A 17,270-nucleotide genomic window follows, 5' to 3' on the forward strand; every position below is an offset into this window, starting at 1 on the left:
ATAAAGGTATCAACGCTTGGGAGCATTTTGGCCTTAGGCACCGCGCTTCGAGGAAACCACAATTGGAATAATCATCGGCTTTCTGCGGTGAGCCTTTGCGACCCAATTACCTACGGTTCTTCGAATGACCTGCTGCAAGCCGTAGGTGTCGCGCATGCCACCGGCCTGAGCCTCAGCAAGCGCGTTCGAGATAGCCGGCAAAATGTCATCGAAAACGTGATCGTCCTCGGCGTAGGCTCGGGCCCTGATTTCGGGACCCTCAACAACCTTGCCATCTTTGTCTACCACCGCAAAAATAGAGATAAAACCCTCTGCGGCAAGAATCATACGATCTTTTAGATCGTCTTCTGTAATCTTGCCAACGGTCTTCCCATCGACATAGAGCATTCCGCAGGGAACTCTCCCAACTACTTCTGCGATGCCGTCTTTGAGATCAATAACCACGCCGTCCTCAACCACTAAAACGCGTTCTTTGGGCACACCGGTTCTTATGGCTAGTGCCGCGTTCGCATCGAGGTGGCGGAACTCTCCGTGAATCGGAATTACGTTTTTAGGCTTCAGAATGTTGTAGCAGTAAAGGAGCTCTCCGGCTGCGGCGTGACCAGAAACGTGCACCTTGGCATTTCCCTTATGAACAACGTTGGCGCCAATTCGAGTTAGGCCGTCGATTACCTTATAAACCGCGTTCTCGTTGCCGGGAATCAAAGATGAAGCCATCAAGACGGTGTCTCCCTCGCCAATGGAGATTTGGTGCTCGCGATTCGCCAACCGAGAAAGAACAGCCATGGGCTCGCCTTGACTCCCGGTGGACATCAACACCACCTTGTTATCGGGGTAGTCCGGAATCTGACGCATCTCGATGATTGACTTATCTGGAACCTTGAGAAAACCTAACTCCTGAGCGATGCCCATGTTGCGAACCATGGAGCGTCCTACAAAAGCCACCTTGCGGTTATTCGCAACCGCTGCATCAATAACCTGCTGCACTCGGTGAACGTGAGAAGAAAACGATGCCACCACGACCTTGCCCGGTGTCTTAGCAATCACAGATTCGATAACCGGGCCAATGTCGCTTTCAAGCGGAGTAAACCCAGGCACATCAGCATTGGTGCTGTCAACCATAAACAAATCCAGGCCGGCTTCTCCGATGCGAGCGAAGGCTCGAAGATCCGTGAGTCTTCCGTCAAGTGGTAGCTGGTCCATCTTGAAGTCACCGGTGCCCAAAACGGACCCCGCTTCGGTGCGAATCAAAACCGCGAGCGAGTCTGGAATCGAATGGTTAACAGCTATAAATTCTAGGGAGTAAGGCCCCACCTGCTCGATCTCCCCTTCTTTTACGGTGTGAGTAAAGGGGTTGATGCGGTGCTCTTTGAGCTTGGCTTCAACCAAAGCGAGAGTGAGGCGCGAGCCTAATATTGGAATGTCCTGGCGCAGCCTCAAAAGGTATGGAACACCGCCGATGTGATCCTCGTGACCGTGGGTTAGAACGATGCCGGCTATTCGGTCGAGCTTGTCTTCCAAATAACTAAAGTCGGGCAGAATCAAATCGACACCGGGCTGAGTCTCTTCGGGAAAAAGCACTCCGCAATCCACAATCAGAATCTGATCGTTGATTTCGAAGACAGTCATGTTTCTACCGATTTCACCCAGGCCACCGAGTGGCACAATTCTGAGCGTGCCCTTGGCAAGTTTTTCTGGTGCTTTGATTTCCATTAGCGAGTGGTCCCTGCAATCTTTGGTAGCGCTCCGCCAGCTGCGGCGTTGCGGTTTGGGCGGAAGTTATCAAAGCTCAATCCCGGAACCGAGATAACCTGGTCGATGCCGGCTTCGATGGCTGCTGCCTCGGAATCCTCCGGACCAACCAGCGGCAAACGAACCCGTGGAGAGTCGATTTGGCCAAGTCCGTGCAAGACGTACTTGGCGGCAACCGTGCCCGGCACGTGATTCATGATTGCCCGCTGTAGAGGCTCGAGTGCGTTATGGACCTTCAGCGCAGCGTGAAAATCATTCGCGTTTGTGGCATCAATCATGGCTCGGTAGGCGTGCGGAGCAATGTTGGCTGTCACGCCAATCAGCCCAGTAGCGCCGATTGACAAATGCGGCAATGCATAAGAATCGTCTCCCGAAAAGTACATCAGTCCGGTTTCCAGCATCAACCTAGAGGCCTGAGCCAAGTCACCCTTGGCGTCTTTGACCGCCACAATGTTGGGGTGCTTTGCGGCTCTATGAAAAGTATCCGAAGCAATCGCCACACCGGTGCGCCCAGGAATGTCGTAAAGCAAAACTGGCAAATCGGTGGCATCGGCAATCAACCTGAAGTGGGTCAAGATGCCAGCCTGGGTAGGCTTATTGTAATAAGGGGTGACAATCATCACTCCATCGGCTCCAGCCTTTTCGCTCTCGCGGTAAAGCTGAATGGCATGGGCAGTCTCATTCGAACCGCCACCGGTAATGATTTTTGCTCGGCCAGCCGAGACAGCCTTCCCCACCTCGACCAATTTGATTTTCTCCGGGTCGGTCAGGGTTGATGTCTCACCAGTTGTGCCGGTAACTACGATGCCGTCCGCGCCATTGGAGATCACATAGTCAATATGACGCTCAGTGGCGGCCCAGTCGACCTCCCCCTCGGGGGTCATGGGTGTGACAAGTGCCACTAGCACCTGGCCGAAGATGTCTTTTTGAACCTGAGTCATCCGATTAGCCTACTCAACTCCTTCTTGGTTTGAACTAGGAGTAGGGTCAAGAGTGTGCGGTTCCCAAAGCAAAAAGCTCACTCCTGGGGTCCCGCTGTAATTTTTAGGAATTTGATTGCCGGATTGACGGTGGCCGTTGTGGCTCTTCCGCTCGCTTTGGCTTTCGGAATTGGCTCTGGGCTTGGTGCCCAAGCCGGCTTGGTCACAGCGGTGATTGCCGGAGTTGTTGCCAGCGCATTAGGGGGCAGCAAATACCAAGTCTCTGGACCCACCGGGGCAATGACCGTGATCCTGATCCCCATTGTCGCGAGCTACGGGGTGAGCGCCGTGCTGCAAGTTGGGCTAATGGCAGGGGGCATTTTGATACTCGCCGCCTTATTCAAGCTGGGGCAACACATCCATCGACTACCAACGGCCTTGATTGAAGGTTTCACTGCGGGAATTGCGCTGGTCATCGCGATGCAGCAGGTGGCGTTCGTGCTGGGCGTGAAGCTTGAAACTGGCGAGCACATCTGGCAAAACGTCATTCTGGAATGGCAAACCTGGCTTCGCGAGCCGATGTGGGCACCGGTGGTTATCGGTTTACTGGCGCTAGTGGGAAATATTCTTGGGTCAAAATTTTGGCCAAAACTGCCGCTCGCCCTTTTGAGCGTGGTCGCCCTCACGATGATTGCAAATGCGTTGAGTTTAGACCTCACTCGGATTGGCGATCTGCCATCAACATTCGCTTTGCCAGAATTGGATTTTCTATCGGGAGGGAATTGGCTTTTACTGCTCGGGCCAGCCTTGGCGGTCGCATTTCTCGCGGGTCTCGAGAGCCTTTTGAGCGCGAAGATATCAGACCGAATGGCGCAATCCGGGGAACATAATCCGAACCGTGAGCTATTTGGTCAAGGGGTGGCGAACCTGATTGTGCCATTTTTCGGCGGAGTACCCGCCACCGCAGCACTTGCTAGAACTGCGGTCAACGTCCGAGCCGGAGCGACCTCGAGGCTCTCCGCTATCAGTCATGGAATATTCCTATTTCTGTTTGTGCTTCTGGTCTCCAGCTGGATAGCTCAAATTCCCCTGGCGGCACTCGGTGGGGTTCTGATTGCTACCGCTTGGCACATGGTGAAAATCCAGGAGCTACGGTTCACGGCTAGAAGATCGACCTTAGATGCAATGGTGCTCTTCACCACAATCACAGCTACCGTGTTTTTGGATCTGATAAGTGCATTGGCTATCGGCCTATTGATTTACTTAGCGTTGCGAAAAACAAAACTCTCAAAGCACAAAATTCAAATCGATGCGCTTGAGACGCTCGGTGACTAATTATTGGGCTACGGAGCTACCCGGCCGTTTTCGTTAAACGACTCGTAGCTGAGCGGCATGAGCTTGGCCCAAGCGTCTTCCATCTTCTCGGCGCACATCTCAATCTCGCGCTGGGGATATGAGGGGAAATGGGTTCCCTCGCGCTTTGTGCGTAAAGATAAGAAGTTCATCAGTGAGCGCGAGTTCATCGTGACGTACATGCTCGAGTAAATGTTCACTGGTAACACAATTCTCGCCACCTCGCGGGCAACGCCAGCCACAAGCATCCGCTGATAAGACTCATAGGCGGCTCGTGTAATGGCCATGGTTTCTTGAGCGACAAGAGCGGCTTGCTCGGCTGTCCCGTCCTCAAAATCGTATGCCCCTGGCTTTCCTACCTGAATCAGCTTCCTGTCTGGGCCTGGAACATAAAACACCGGCTGCAGCTCACGGTAGCGACCGGATTCCTCGTTGTAACTGGCGATCCGGTGCCGCATGAACTCGCGAAATACAAAGATTGGGGCCTGCACATAAAACGTCATTGAGTTGTGCTCGAACGGGGAACCGTGACGATCGCGCATCAGGTAATTAATCAGTCCCTTATCGCGCTTCTGCACCTCTACATCGGTCTCACGCGCGCTGTCCAATGTCAGTTCGCCCATGGTTGAAACCCGAGCTGCGAACAATACGTCTGCGTCCCGGGCACTTGAGCGAACCAGCTCAACGGTCACGTCGGATCTAAATTTAATTTCGGTCACCTCGAAAGTTTAAGGGAGTCGGAAAGTAAAAAAGCGCAACACACCGATTTTGCACAAGCAAATCAAATAGCCTTTCAAGGTGTTACCTAATACAAGTCTGATCTGGGCCGGTTTGCTATTTGCAATTGCAATTGCACTCGGAGCAGGCTTCAAGGTTTTCTCGGGCAGGGGACGACGTGTCAAGACCCTGGAATCCATCAACCTGAGCAGACTAAAAGTGAGTAAAAACGGGGTGCCGGTAACCGAGTTCGGCAAAAAAGCCACCCTGGTGCAATTCTCCACCGAGTATTGTGGCCAATGCCCCGGGGTTAGAAGATCACTTTCACAATTAGAATATCGGCACGGGAACCTCTTATATGTTGAGGTTGACATCACCCAACGACTTGACTTAGCAGCCCATTTTTCGATCAGCCAGACCCCAACCGTTTTCATCCTTGATGAAATTGGCACAATAAAGTTCCGCATTGGCGGAGTACCGAAATCGGCCATCATCAGAGCCGAGCTTGAGAAACTAGGAGCACTATGACCCAGCCACAGAGAATAGATCCGCGCGGCCCACGATTTGGGGCGGCAATCACATCCGTTTTTGCCATCATTGCATTTGGCTTTAGCCTGGATACCTGGCTTTATGCCTGGCTGATTTTGTGGCTACTATTTGCTCTTTTCGCACTTAGTGTGTTCGGCAAAAACATCACTCATCCCTATTCGTATTTATTTCAAAAATTTGTTCGCCCGAGACTTGCGGCCCCGGCCGAACTTGAGGATCCACGCCCCCCACACTTTGCTCAGCAGGTGGGATTGAGCTTTGCAGCTTTCGGGGTCATTTCGGGCTTTGTTTGGCCACTCGGGGTCACAATCGCAGCCGCATTCATATTCCTCGCGGCGTTCCTAAATGCATTCTTTGGGCTGTGCCTAGGTTGCCAGATGTACTTGGGGCTAAGAAGACTTGGTCTGCTTCGCCAATAAAATAGCGTGGCGCATGGCTGACCTAGCGCGCTTTCTATCCCCTGACGCGTCATAGCCTTCCGACAACCTGACCCAGCTCTCCCAGTTCTCGGGGTCGGCTTCGGCAATTGACTTGGCACCCTCAAAGGCGATTAGTGCGCTTTGTTTCACGGCCTTACCAGAGGGCCTGAGCTCGACCATGAGCTCTGGCACACCGGCCTTTCGGGCCCTAAGCACTAAGGCCTGAGCTGCTAACCCAAAGCGCAGTTCCATATAGAGCGACCAAATCCCAAGAATTGGGAAAACCAGAATAAGAAGCCCCATTGCCTTGGCAATCCAGTTCGGATCTGCAATCAAAACTACGCCGCGACTACCAAGCAAAATCATGTAGGCGGCGGTCAAAAGACTCATAATCAGGACCCAGATTTTTGTGCTCATAAACCTAAACGACCTTATCTAGGCCAACATGCAAGCCAGTTGCAGAAACAGCAAACTCGATGGCTAGCCGAATCCCGTTTGAGTAGGCCCTGAGCGAAGAGACCTCATGGGAGATGTTCAACACCTCGGAGTCGCCGCCAAAAAGAACATCCTGTTTGGCGCTAATCCCCTGGACTCTTATTGAGTGAATCGGAATCCCCGCTACTACCTCACCGCGAGCTCTTTGATCCACCCCGGTTAAAAGCGGTTGCACCATGCCCGATCGCGCCTTGGAAATCTCTTCGGCGGTGCGGACAGCGGTTCCCGATGGAGAGTCAATTTTGCCGGCGTGGTGAGCCTCAATTATTTCGATCGAATCAAAATACTTTGCGGCCTGAGCGGCGAAACCCTGAGCCAGCATTGAACCAATTGAAAAATTTGGAATTACCAACACTGCAGCCTTTGGATGAAGGGCCAGCAGTCTATCCAGGCCCGCTAACTTATTCTGATTCCAGCCAGAGGTTCCCACCACGATTTTTTGATCGTGCTCAATTGCAAATTCCACCATCTTCGGGCTCACATCTGGCAGTGTGAAGTCAACAATTACATCGGCACCCAGCATTTGGGATATCTCCGACTCAGAGTTGAGTTTCGCGTGTAGAGACAGATTTGCAGCGTCGTTGACGAGCTCCAGAGTCAAGGCGCCCATGCGACCACTGGCTCCCAAAATGGCAACACTAATCATGCTAAAGACCCTATCAACTGTGAGCTGAAAGAGAGACCAAATCTGGACCAACCGCGACTAACGACCTTGAACCTGAGGCAATCCGCTGCGCAACCCTTTGCACATCATCCAAACTCACGGTGCTAAAACGCTCCATGATTTCCGATGTGGAAAGGTACTCCCCCGAACCAATCTCTGCCGAAAGCAGCCGGTTCATGCGAGCCATTGAGCTTTCATAACGAAGCGCCAAGCCCCCAGTTAGGTTTCCCATGGCCAAATCCAGCTCACCCTTTGTCACGCCATCTTGAACTACCCCATCGAAAATCTCCCGCATCAAGAGCGTGACTTTTTCGGCGTTCTCGGGAGCCGTGCCGGCATAAATACCAAAATACCCAGCGTCAGAATAGCCCTGCTGGTAAGAGTAGGTGGAATAGGCCAGCCCACGCTTTTCTCTGATCTGCTGATATAATCGAGAGCTCATTCCACCACCCAAGATGGTGTTCATGATCCCCACCGCGTAGCGGTCGGGATCCATGCCGTGGATGCTCTGAAAGCCCAAAATAACATTGGCCTGCGCCACGTCTTTTTCTAAAATTCTAAAAGGCTCGGCGGCGCTCAAGGTATCTGGAACCTGAGAGCGCCTTTGAGTTGGATGACTAATCCCCGACAACCAACCAACTTTGCCTAATTCTTTTTCAACCAGCCTCAACACCTCGGCGTGAGGCACTCCGCCGGCAACCGTGATCACCAGGTTTTCGGGGATGTAGTGCTTTTTATAGTGGTTGTAGACCGCCTGTCGGCCAACCTCATTGATAGTTTGTTCGGTGCCACCAATTGGCCTGCCGAGTTCGTGGTTTGGCAACAGTGCTTCAGCCAAATTTTCGTGTGCAACATCCTCTGGGTCATCCTCGTTCATCGCAAGCTCTTCGAGAATCACGGTGCGCTCTAGATTGAAGTCAGCTTCATCGAGTCTGGCCGAGGTAAACATGTCCAACAAGACATCAAGTGACAAACCCAAAGCAGCGTTGGAAACCCGAGCGTAATAGCTGGTGTATTCCTTGGCGGTGGCGGCGTTTGAGGATCCACCAACAGAATCGAAAGCAATAGAGATATCAAGCGGCGACCTTGTTGGTGTGCCCTTGAATAGTAAATGCTCTAAAAAGTGAGTGGAACCGAAGTGACCCCCGGTCTCATCTCTTGAACCAACCGCTACCGAAACGGCAACTGCTACAGAGGGTGCACCGGGAATCTCTTCGGTTAATACGCGAACACCGCTGGGCAGCACCGTGCGATTAACACGGGCTGCCTCAGCGGTGAACTCGACTGAATCTCTAAGTGAGAAGAGCAAACTACTCGCTTGCTCCTTCGGCACCATCTTCAACAACTGGGGAAAGCGATAGCTTGCCACGGTCGTCTACCTTGGTGATTTCAACCTGAAGCTTCTGACCAACCTCGAGAATGTCTTCGACGTTCTCGACGCGCTTGCCGCCTGAGATCTTCTTCAGCTCGGAAACATGCAGCAGGCCGTCCTTACCGGGCATCAGTGAGATAAACGCACCGAAGGTGGCTAGCTTCACGACGGTACCTAGGAAGCGCTCACCAATCTCAGGAACGTGTGGGTTTGCGATTGCGTTGATGGCAGCCCTAGCCGCATCAGCACTCTCACCATTGGTGGCACCAATGTAGACGGTTCCATCATCTTCAATTGAGATGTCGGCCCCGGTCTCGTCCTGGATCTGGTTGATCATCTTGCCCTTTGGCCCAATGACCTCGCCGATCTTGTCAATTGGAATCTTGACTGCAATCACTCTAGGTGCGTACTTGGAAAGCTCATCTGGCTCCTCGATCGCTTCGAGCATCACATCAAGGATGTGATTACGAGCGTCTCTTGCCTGGTTTAGCGCACTGGCCAAAACCGAAGCTGGTATTCCATCCAACTTGGTGTCTAGCTGGATTGCTGTGATGAAGTTACGAGTTCCGGCAACCTTGAAGTCCATGTCCCCAAGCGCATCTTCAGCGCCCAAGATGTCGGTCAAAGCCGCGTACTGAATCTTGCCATCGACAGTGTCTGAAATCAGGCCCATTGCGATACCTGCAACTGGCGCGCGAAGTGGCACACCAGCATTTAGTAGCGAAAGAGTTGAAGCACAAACTGAACCCATTGAGGTTGAACCGTTTGAGCTCAGCGCCTCAGATACCTGACGGATTGCGTAAGGGAATTCCTCACGAGACGGTAGAACTGGAGCCAGTGCGCGCTCGGCCAATGCACCGTGACCAATTTCGCGACGCTTTGGAGTGCCCACGCGGCCAGTTTCACCAGTTGAGTAAGGAGGGAAGTTGTAGTGGTGCATGTAGCGCTTTGACTTTTCCGGGGTCAAGGCATCTAGCTGCTGCTCCATCTTGAGCATGTTCAAGGTGGTGACACCTAGAATCTGGGTCTCCCCGCGCTGGAAGATGGCCGAACCGTGGGTGCGAGGAATAACTGCCACCTCTGCATCCAATGCACGAATATCGGTTAGACCGCGGCCATCAATTCTGATGCCCTCTTTCAAAACTCGGTCGCGCATTACCTTTTTGGTAGCTGACTTATACGCACCAGAGAACTGCGACATCTGCTCTTCGGTCAAAGTGGTAGCAACCTCTAGCTTGACCTTTGCCTTGAGTGCATCATCGGCATCCTGACGAGACTGCTTATCGGCAATCTGGTAAACGGTCGCGAGCTCTGCACCAGCAGATTTCACAACAGCTGCCAACACCTCTTCGGTGTAAGGCAAGAACACTGGGTAATCAGCGGTTGGCTTTGCAGCCTGCTTCGCTAGGTCACTCTGGGCACGAACCAATTCCTTGATGAAAGGCTTTGCAGCCTCAAGACCCTGCGAGACAACCTCTTCGGTTGGAGCCAAAGCGCCACCGGCGATTAGGTCCCAACTCACGTCAGTAGCCTCAGCCTCGACCATCATGATGGCAACGTCTTCTTTGCCATCTTCGATTACAACGCGACCAGCGACAACCATGTCAAACACGGCGTTAGCTAGCTGTGAGTACTTAGGGAAGGCTACCCACTGACCATCGATCAGTGCAACACGAACACCAGCAATCGGGCCGGAGAATGGCAAGCCAGCTAGCTGGGTTGACATTGAAGCTGCGTTTATTGCCACTACGTCATAAAGCTCATCTGGCTCAATCGACATAACGGTCACAACGACCTGAATTTCGTTTCTAAGACCATCAACAAAGGACGGGCGAAGCGGTCGGTCAATCAAACGGCAAGCAAGAATTGCTGCCGTTGACGGGCGACCCTCACGGCGGAAGAACGAGCCTGGGATCTTGCCCGCGGCATACATGCGCTCTTCAACATCGATTGTTAGTGGGAAAAAGTCAAAGTTGTCCTTTGGCTGCTTTGATACTGACGTGGCAGAGAACAACATGGTCTCTTCGTCAATGTAGACAGCCGCAGCTCCCGCTGCCTGCTGTGCCAAACGGCCAGTCTCGAACCGAATTACGCGCTTGCCGTGCTTACCGTTGTCAATAATCGCTTCTGCGAATTTAATCTCTGGGCCTTCCATAGCCCCTCCTCTTTATTTTTCGCACGCAAATACCCACAAGGCAATTCGCATTGTTTTGCTGCGCGCTGGAGGCGAGTTACTACTCGCAAGTGAAGTGCCGGCCGTCAGTAAAACCAATTGGGGACATTGACCCAATAAATTCCACCGAAGACCCGCCTTCGGAATCTCCTTTATAAAGTCTAACGACTAGGTAACGAAATGGCTAGGAACTCCACGCCTAGTGCGCCATTTGAGTCTTCAGTCCACTCATAATGTCCGTGGCAAAAAGTAAGCTTGCAATGTGAAATCAAACATCCACTTGAGTCCCCCCTCAGCCATCGAGCTCTTCGCCGGAGTCGGCGGTTTCCGTCTTGGACTAGACGAGGCGGGATGGCGCACCATTTGGTCGAACCAGTGGGAACCTGCGACAAAGGCTCAGCACGCTTCCTCGTGTTACGTTCGAAATTTTGGGGACGATGGCCACTCAAACCGAGACCTTGCAGTTGAAGTGGCGCACTCGGAAGAGGACGATTCGTTGATTCCGCAAGCAGACCTCATTGTTGGCGGGTTTCCATGCCAGGACTACTCCGTTGCCAAAACCGCTGGCTCCTCAAAGGGACTGGAGGGGAAAAAGGGGGTGCTCTGGTGGGAAATTCACAAACTTGTTTCGCAGAAAAAGCCAAAATTCGTTTTTCTTGAGAATGTCGACCGCCTACTCAAGTCACCATCCGGTCAAAGAGGGAGGGACTTCGCCATCATGCTGCGCACCCTTGGCGACCTCGGTTACCGAGTTGAATGGCGAATCGCAAATGCCGCAGAACACGGTTTTCCCCAAAGGAGAATTCGCGTTTTTATTGTGGCAACCCTTTCGGAACTAGCCAACAAGTTCGAAGAGTTTTCCGCCAAAAGCATTGAAACTGGAATTCTGGGGAAAGCACTAAAGTCGCACATCCAAGGTGAAGTGATGAATTTCAGGCTAGACACTGACTTAGTTCGACTTTCCGACGAGTTCAATCTCGGCGGAAAAACAAGTCCGTTTCTCGAGGGTGGCGTCTACGAGAACGGATCGGTCTTCACCTCCAAAATCGAAACCGAGGAGCCCGTCGCGAGAAAAGTGTTAGGGGATATTCTTCTTGATGAAGGTGATGTGCCTTCCTCGTTTTTTGTTGATGAGGCCAAGATTGGCGAATGGGAATATTTAAAGGGCTCAAAAAAAATAGAGCGAGTAACAACATCCGGCCACAAATACCTCTACTCGGAGGGGAGGATGGCGTTTCCTGACTCTACAGAAAAACCCAGCAGGACAATTCTCACAGCGGAGGGCGGGACATCTGCATCCAGATTTAAGCACGTAATTCTCACCTCATCCGGTCACAGGCGACTGACCCCAATCGAGCTGGAAAGACTAAATGGCTTTCCAGACAATTGGACTAAATACGATGCTCAGGGAAATGAGCTTTCTGACTCCAGGCGAGCATTTTTTATGGGAAATGCACTGGTTGTCGGACTCGTCACTATGGTCGCTTCCGAGATAAAAAATCGTCTTAATTCTTTGAAATAAGGCCGTAAGTAGTAGTGCCTCGCTTTTCATGGCGCATCACAAACGTTTCTGGCGCCTCAAGGCCAATGATTAGAATCGGCACTGTCAGAACATCCCTTAGGGGAATCAAATGGCTCACGTAGTCTTCGTAAACTCCGATGGCGCCATCGAAGCCTCCTGCTTCTTGCAAAGCCCTGGTAGCTGTTACAACCACACCAACAGAAGTTTGAATTGCTTTTTCAACGTGATTCAGCTCGCTGGCTAGGACTGGCTTCAGTAAATTCCAAGCAATTGATCCACTGTGATTGAATGCGACCTCCATTGATATTCCAGTCTGGTCGGCATCCCCATACGGCCTCGAGTCCGACGCGGGAAGCTTGCAGCTCTTAGCAAAATCCAACCGCCACTTACCTTCTCCAAAATCAGCATCTCTAAATATTGGGGCCTCTACCCTCCAACCCGCGATTACAAGTTCAGATTTGAGCAGCTTGTTAATCGATTCGGAGATTGATTTCTTTGCTTTACCCGGAACCTCATAGTTGTACTGGAAGTGTTCAATCAATCGCTCCTCAGTCACGTTTTCCAGAGATTCAAAAATCTCACGCAAAAGTTCTGAGTACTCCTTGGTGTTCTCCAAAATCTGAAGTGCGTGCCTATGTGAAAAAGTTCGAAATTTCATAGCCCCCTACTTTCTATCCAGCTTCAACCATAAAGCAACCAACCTGCACTTTTGGCATCCCAAGTTGCCAATAGGCGCAGTGAGCGCAAGACAAGAAGGCTTGGGCGCCCAACAATCAAGCAGTGAAACGGGAGTAATCTTTTCAACCATAGCCAATACACGGGGGGCGATACCGTCGAGCCATCAGTAGCAAGGCAGGTGGATACTGCTCGCGCCTCTGTTCCTTTTTTGTCAAGTGGCTGATACGCCGGAAAGTTAGCAAAATGGTTCATGCCCCGTCAAGAACTAAAAGCTTTTCTACAAATAGGTGCACCTCCGAACCCGCCTGGTTATCCGAAGACCTGCTCACCAGCCTCGCCCTACTTCGCACAATCGCCAGCTGGATGGCTTCCAGATCAAACTTTTTAGCCTCAAGCCCTTTATTGGACTCGTAATAGTTTGGCCAGTGCTGTGTGAGCCGTTTCTTGAGCTCGACTCTACTGAGCTCACGGCCCTCTTCGAAATGCAATAGCAGCCAGTATTCAAAGGATGGGTTAGACATTGCTTTGTGGCGGATCTGCCCCTGACTCTCCCATCGCAACACTGCCTCAATTTGCTCAGGCGGCCAGTCGTCCTTGTCAAAGATGATCCAAATTTCACTGAACTTCGTCTCGGACTCTCTTTTAGTTGCTCGCTTCACCAGTGCCTGTGGGCTTGTGCTCGTGCTGGCCGGATCAGTAATGAGTGTGACGTCAGAGTCGCGAGTGAGGTCTTTTAGCAAGTTGATGTATTCAACCTCGGTTTTGTTGCCCTCTGGGATTATGTAGATTGACCGCTTGATTCGCCTGGCGGGCGCAGTCGCTCTTTTTCGCCCCATGGGAAAACTCCAGACTGTTTGTTAGACCGCCATAAGATCAGGCACCGCTCCGAATCTCCCACTCAAATACATCTTTCGAAGATCGTGGTCGTAGCGAACGCCCTCAAATTCCATCACAGCGTACAACTCCGACTGCATGGTGCGTTTCGACTTATCCACAAGCCATATTTCATCTCTGCGAAATAGGCTTGTGGTGAGTAAATCAGTGTCGTGCGTAGTGAAGATCAACTGCCTCCGTGAGTCACTGTTGAGGCTTGCTAGGAATCTAGAAATAAGCGCTCTTGATGCCAAGGAGTGCAGACTGGAATCAAGCTCGTCTATCACCACCGTGAGTTCCATGCCCTCTTGCATGAGTTTCTGGAAAACTGGCAGCAGAGCCAGTGCTCGCTTGGTGCCATCAGACTCGCTTTGGATACTCAATGAAACTTCGTCTCCGGCCAAACTCTCTCGCGTAACGGTCAGCTCGCTCGCATCCGGTTCAGGCCTACTCCATTGCTCAGATACCTTTTTGGCAGAATCCCTAAGTGCAACCAAATCCTCCGAGAGCTCGCTACTGATACCCAGCTGCAAAGCTGACAGCTTTTGCGTCAGCTCAGAGAGTGCAGGTGAAAGCTGTTCGTAGATATCCGACTGCAGCTTGGTGAACACCTCAGCTATCGCGGGGTCGAGGGAAATCGTCTTGATGTCAAAACCTAGGCTCCCAAAGTCAATGCTGGTCAAAGAAGTCAGGGCTGCGGCATCAAGGCTCTTCAATAGTCCCTCTGGTGTCCGTGCTTGTGAGGCTGGGGGTGGCAGGATCAACAATGAATTCGTTAGCCAACTTACTGGAGCGGCTAGGGCTGAGACGCTTTGACAGCCAGACAAATTAAGCAGAAGCTGGTTTGGCCTGAGTTGTTCAAGACTAAGTTCATCAAGTTCATGCCCTAGCCCTTTAAATTTTGGACCCCAAATAACTTCACTGCCTTTTCTTGCGAACACAAGTGAAAGCTTGCCTATCCCTCGTTCAAGCTTCTCCTGAACTACCAAGCCCTCATGAATTGCCACTTGATAGTTGTATTTGAATCCTTCAGTTAGAAACTCAATTTCAAATTTAGTTGGCCGCTTGGCGAACACTGACTCAAAAGCAAAGTGCCTACCCGAAATGTCGCTCAAATCGGGCTGTGCTTTGGTCACTAGCCCCCTAAGAGCTGACAAAGCAGACACCAAATTGGATTTACCGGCAGCGTTGGCGCCAAAAATGGCCGCCACCGGCAAAACACTCAATGAGCTAGAGACCTTAGCTACCCTTTCGCGGTGATTCCGCTCCTTGGTGGCCTGCATGCTCAAGGTTGCCTCTTCCCCATAAGAGGACCAATTCTCAACGCTAAAGTCAATAATCACTCTAATCTCCAATCTTTGTTAGAGTTTATGAGATTTTTTCTCATAAACAAAGCCTAAAGATTGGCCTGTGGAAAACCCCTGGGAACTAGAAAACCCTCGGCGTGTATACACACCGAGGGTTTCTAAGTAAAAACTATTTATCGACGAAGACCTAGGCGCTCAATGAGTGCACGGTAACGAGCGATGTCAACCTTTTGAAGGTAACCCAAAAGGCGGCGACGCTGTCCAACCATAAGCAACAGACCACGACGCGAGTGGTGGTCGTGCTTGTGCTCTTTTAGGTGCTCGGTGAGGTCCAGGATGCGGCGGCTCAGCACTGCAACTTGTACCTCAGGAGAACCGGTGTCACCCTTTGAGGTGGCATATTCTTCGATGATCTGAGTCTTTACCTGTGGGTCTAGAGACATTTACTGATCCTTTCGTCCGCTGCGCGGCGCAATAAACATTGGGTTTATTGCTCTATTTATCCGCGGCCGTTACACGGCAACCTGAGAAGTTTAGAGGGTAAAGCGCGAATGCGCTAGGCAGGTTCAGAAGGACTTGAGACCTTCTAGGCTGTGGTTCCCTCATCGCCCGGCTCCAGAGGGGTTGGTTCGACGTATTTATTGCCATTGTAAAAAGAGCGCGATTTCTTGGTGGTCATAATCAAATACGCCACGATCACCACTGCAAAAAGCGCAAATAACGGAATCACCAAGAAGATGATTGTCATCAAGGTTGCTGAGGAAAGCTCTTGGCCCAGGACCGCGTCGTTCAAAAGCACCACAACACCGATCGAAGCAAACACTCCGTAAATTACTGGCGCGAGCTGCAACAGCAACCACTTGGCACTGAATCCTGCATCGTGGAACCTTCTGGCTAACACCGAAAGGTCAGGTAAGAAAAACAACAGTGTTGCTATCGAAGTGAGCGGTGTCGGCGCCGAAAGGGCAGCGGCTAAATCCGTGGCTAGATCTCCGGAGGTGGCCATAGTTGCCGGCCAAATAGCGTTTTCCACGGTTCCAAGAACTAGAGACAAAAGGATGCGGAACAACACCCAATACCAGAACTCACTTCTGGAGGCCTTGCCCCGAAAGTTCACAAAGTTCTTGAAGCCAGATTTCACCGAATCCACAAAATTCATATGCTAAAGCTACTCCCCCAGGGCCTTGGAGGCCGCTTTTACATCGCTAGCAATCTGCTCAACGAGTATCTCTAGAGTTTCATATTTCGCCCAGCCGCGAACCCGAGTGACAAACTCGCACCTGACAATTTGACCGTATAGATCTAAGTCATCCCGGCCAATCACGTGAGATTCAAGAAGCCTGGGCACCGCTGCCACGCTGTCGTTCGTGCCGACTGAATGGGCGGCTCGGTAGCGAACTCCATCGGCCACCAGCCAGCCAGCGTAAACTCCGTCCGCGGGCAGTAACCCTTCACTATCGCGCGCGAGATTAGCGGTTGGAAAACCTAAAGTTCTGCCAAGTTTGCGACCGTGCTCTACCTCACCGGTCACGCTGTGGTTCGTGCCTAATAAAACAGAGGCGGTCGCGACATCGCCAACTTCTAACAACTCTCTCACCCACGTGCTCGATATTCTTTTATCGCCGAACATCACATGCGGCAGCTCGCGCGCCCTGAAGCCGTGCTTGAGCCCCAACTCCCTGAGCTCCGAAATCCCGCCCGCACCCTTGGAGCCAAAACGAAAGCCCTTCCCCACGAACACCATCTTGACCCCCAGTGGGACCAGCTGAGTAATAACAAACTCTTCCGGGCTCAGACTCGCGAGAGCTTTGTCAAACATGAGGGTAAAAAGGACATCCACCCCGATCTGCTCCAGCAGCTCCGCTTTTTGTCGCGGCCCAATTATCGCCTTGGGGGCGCTCACCGGATCTAAAGTGAATTTGGGGTCGCGATCGAAAGTCAAAACAGACGAGGCATAGCCGGCCTCTTCTGCAAACTCGATTAACTCATGCACCAATTGACGATGCCCCAAATGGACGCCATCAAACTTACCTATCGCTAGAGCTAAACCGGAATGATTCGGCGGCAACTGAGTTGCTAGAGAAATCTCAAGCACGGCGCTTCACAAGCCAGGCCAAGCCGAGAATCGGAAGCACCAGCGGAACATATCCATATCCCATCCCAAAATTAGACCAAACCGAAGGGTGCCCGAACAGCTCGGGGTGCGAAACGCTCAGTGTTCCAACCGCCAAGACTCCCACCAACTCAAATGTCACCGCTGCGAAGGCTATCTTGCGCCAAGCCGGTCCTGATTTGGCCAGCGATATTGTGGCGAGAATATAAATAATCGCGGCTATTGCGGATAGGGAATAGGCGAGTGGGGCCTGATCGAACTCACGCAGGAGTTGATAACTCGCCCGAGCAGTTGCGGAGATTGCAAAGACACCGTAAACGGCGATTAGAAGTCTGCCGACCCCGAGATTTTGTTTCATCAGCT

The 17,270-nt window shown here is 51.8% G+C and carries 18 protein-coding genes; 4 read left to right on the plus strand and 14 right to left on the minus strand.

Features of this window, described 5'->3' with window-relative positions; all coding sequences use genetic code 11:
* Nucleotides 1–33: 33 nt before the first annotated feature.
* Both BLP47_RS06860 and dapA read right to left on the minus strand, forming a co-directional pair.
* Nucleotides 34–1,713, minus strand: a complete 1,680-nt coding sequence (locus tag BLP47_RS06860) for a ribonuclease J (RefSeq protein WP_091851953.1) — start codon at nt 1,711–1,713, stop codon at nt 34–36.
* Nucleotides 1,713–2,693 (minus strand): 4-hydroxy-tetrahydrodipicolinate synthase, encoded by a 981-nt coding sequence (dapA, locus tag BLP47_RS06865; protein ID WP_091851956.1) that lies wholly within the window; start codon nt 2,691–2,693, stop codon nt 1,713–1,715. Before dapA ends, BLP47_RS06860 begins: the two co-directional genes overlap by 1 nt.
* Before the next feature lie 54 nt (nt 2,694–2,747).
* Here dapA and BLP47_RS06870 point away from each other — a divergent pair, with 54 nt between their 5' ends.
* The gene (locus tag BLP47_RS06870) at nt 2,748–4,007 is read left to right on the plus strand and encodes a SulP family inorganic anion transporter (protein ID WP_091851958.1); all 1,260 of its coding nucleotides are present in this window, start codon (nt 2,748–2,750) and stop codon (nt 4,005–4,007) included.
* An 8-nt stretch (nt 4,008–4,015) separates the two neighbouring features.
* Here the strand turns inward: BLP47_RS06870 and thyX are convergent, their stop codons facing one another.
* Nucleotides 4,016–4,744, minus strand: coding sequence for an FAD-dependent thymidylate synthase (gene thyX, locus BLP47_RS06875; RefSeq protein WP_091851961.1), 729 nt, complete (start codon nt 4,742–4,744; stop codon nt 4,016–4,018).
* A gap of 79 nt (nt 4,745–4,823) precedes the next feature.
* Here thyX and BLP47_RS06880 point away from each other — a divergent pair, with 79 nt between their 5' ends.
* Complete coding sequence (locus BLP47_RS06880; protein WP_091851964.1) at nt 4,824–5,270, plus strand: thioredoxin family protein; 447 nt, start codon at nt 4,824–4,826, stop codon at nt 5,268–5,270.
* A complete protein-coding gene (locus tag BLP47_RS06885) occupies nt 5,267–5,710 on the plus strand; it encodes a DUF4395 domain-containing protein (protein ID WP_091851966.1) in 444 nt (147 codons plus the stop codon). Before BLP47_RS06880 ends, BLP47_RS06885 begins: the two co-directional genes overlap by 4 nt.
* On the opposite strand, the gene BLP47_RS06890 is transcribed toward BLP47_RS06885, so the two are convergent.
* The 4 genes from BLP47_RS06890 to BLP47_RS06905 are packed head-to-tail and all read right to left on the minus strand — an operon-like array spanning nt 5,681 to nt 10,396.
* A complete protein-coding gene (locus tag BLP47_RS06890) occupies nt 5,681–6,127 on the minus strand; it encodes a hypothetical protein (RefSeq protein WP_091851969.1) in 447 nt (148 codons plus the stop codon). The genes BLP47_RS06885 and BLP47_RS06890 overlap by 30 nt on opposite strands.
* 4 nt (nt 6,128–6,131) lie before the next feature.
* The gene (gene dapB, locus BLP47_RS06895) at nt 6,132–6,851 is read right to left on the minus strand and encodes a 4-hydroxy-tetrahydrodipicolinate reductase (protein ID WP_091851970.1); all 720 of its coding nucleotides are present in this window, start codon (nt 6,849–6,851) and stop codon (nt 6,132–6,134) included.
* Nucleotides 6,852–6,864: 13 nt separating this feature from the next.
* On the minus strand, nt 6,865–8,238 hold the full coding sequence (locus BLP47_RS06900; RefSeq protein WP_249883320.1) for a pitrilysin family protein: 1,374 nt from the start codon (nt 8,236–8,238) through the stop codon (nt 6,865–6,867).
* On the minus strand, nt 8,180–10,396 hold the full coding sequence (locus BLP47_RS06905; protein WP_091851972.1) for a polyribonucleotide nucleotidyltransferase: 2,217 nt from the start codon (nt 10,394–10,396) through the stop codon (nt 8,180–8,182). The genes BLP47_RS06900 and BLP47_RS06905 overlap by 59 nt, the downstream gene beginning before the upstream one ends.
* A gap of 280 nt (nt 10,397–10,676) precedes the next feature.
* Here BLP47_RS06905 and dcm point away from each other — a divergent pair, with 280 nt between their 5' ends.
* Complete coding sequence (gene dcm / locus BLP47_RS06910) at nt 10,677–11,936, plus strand: DNA (cytosine-5-)-methyltransferase (protein WP_197672370.1); 1,260 nt, start codon at nt 10,677–10,679, stop codon at nt 11,934–11,936.
* Here the strand turns inward: dcm and BLP47_RS06915 are convergent.
* From BLP47_RS06915 to BLP47_RS06950, 7 genes are all read right to left on the minus strand, one after another.
* Complete coding sequence (locus tag BLP47_RS06915) at nt 11,920–12,594, minus strand: hypothetical protein (RefSeq protein WP_091851975.1); 675 nt, start codon at nt 12,592–12,594, stop codon at nt 11,920–11,922. The two genes, dcm and BLP47_RS06915, sit on opposite strands and share 17 nt — an antisense overlap.
* Nucleotides 12,595–12,862: 268 nt before the next feature.
* Entirely contained in the window at nt 12,863–13,450 is a 588-nt protein-coding gene (locus BLP47_RS06925; RefSeq protein ID WP_091851981.1) for an RloB family protein, read from the minus strand.
* Between the two features lie 21 nt (nt 13,451–13,471).
* The gene (locus BLP47_RS06930) at nt 13,472–14,830 is read right to left on the minus strand and encodes an ATP/GTP-binding protein (protein ID WP_172807181.1); all 1,359 of its coding nucleotides are present in this window, start codon (nt 14,828–14,830) and stop codon (nt 13,472–13,474) included.
* A 137-nt stretch (nt 14,831–14,967) separates the two neighbouring features.
* Nucleotides 14,968–15,237 (minus strand): 30S ribosomal protein S15, encoded by a 270-nt coding sequence (gene rpsO, locus BLP47_RS06935; RefSeq protein ID WP_091851987.1) that lies wholly within the window; start codon nt 15,235–15,237, stop codon nt 14,968–14,970.
* 143 nt (nt 15,238–15,380) lie between these two features.
* The gene (locus BLP47_RS06940) at nt 15,381–15,953 is read right to left on the minus strand and encodes a DUF805 domain-containing protein (protein ID WP_091851990.1); all 573 of its coding nucleotides are present in this window, start codon (nt 15,951–15,953) and stop codon (nt 15,381–15,383) included.
* Nucleotides 15,954–15,962: 9 nt separating this feature from the next.
* Nucleotides 15,963–16,889: a riboflavin biosynthesis protein RibF gene (gene ribF / locus BLP47_RS06945; protein ID WP_091851994.1), complete on the minus strand. Its 927-nt coding sequence runs from the start codon at nt 16,887–16,889 to the stop codon at nt 15,963–15,965.
* Nucleotides 16,882–17,265: a hypothetical protein gene (locus BLP47_RS06950; RefSeq protein ID WP_091851996.1), complete on the minus strand. Its 384-nt coding sequence runs from the start codon at nt 17,263–17,265 to the stop codon at nt 16,882–16,884. The genes ribF and BLP47_RS06950 overlap by 8 nt, the downstream gene beginning before the upstream one ends.
* Between the last annotated feature and the right edge of the window lie 5 nt (nt 17,266–17,270).

Source organism: Candidatus Aquiluna sp. UB-MaderosW2red (assembly GCF_900100865.1).
Lineage (GTDB): Bacteria > Actinomycetota > Actinomycetes > Actinomycetales > Microbacteriaceae > Aquiluna.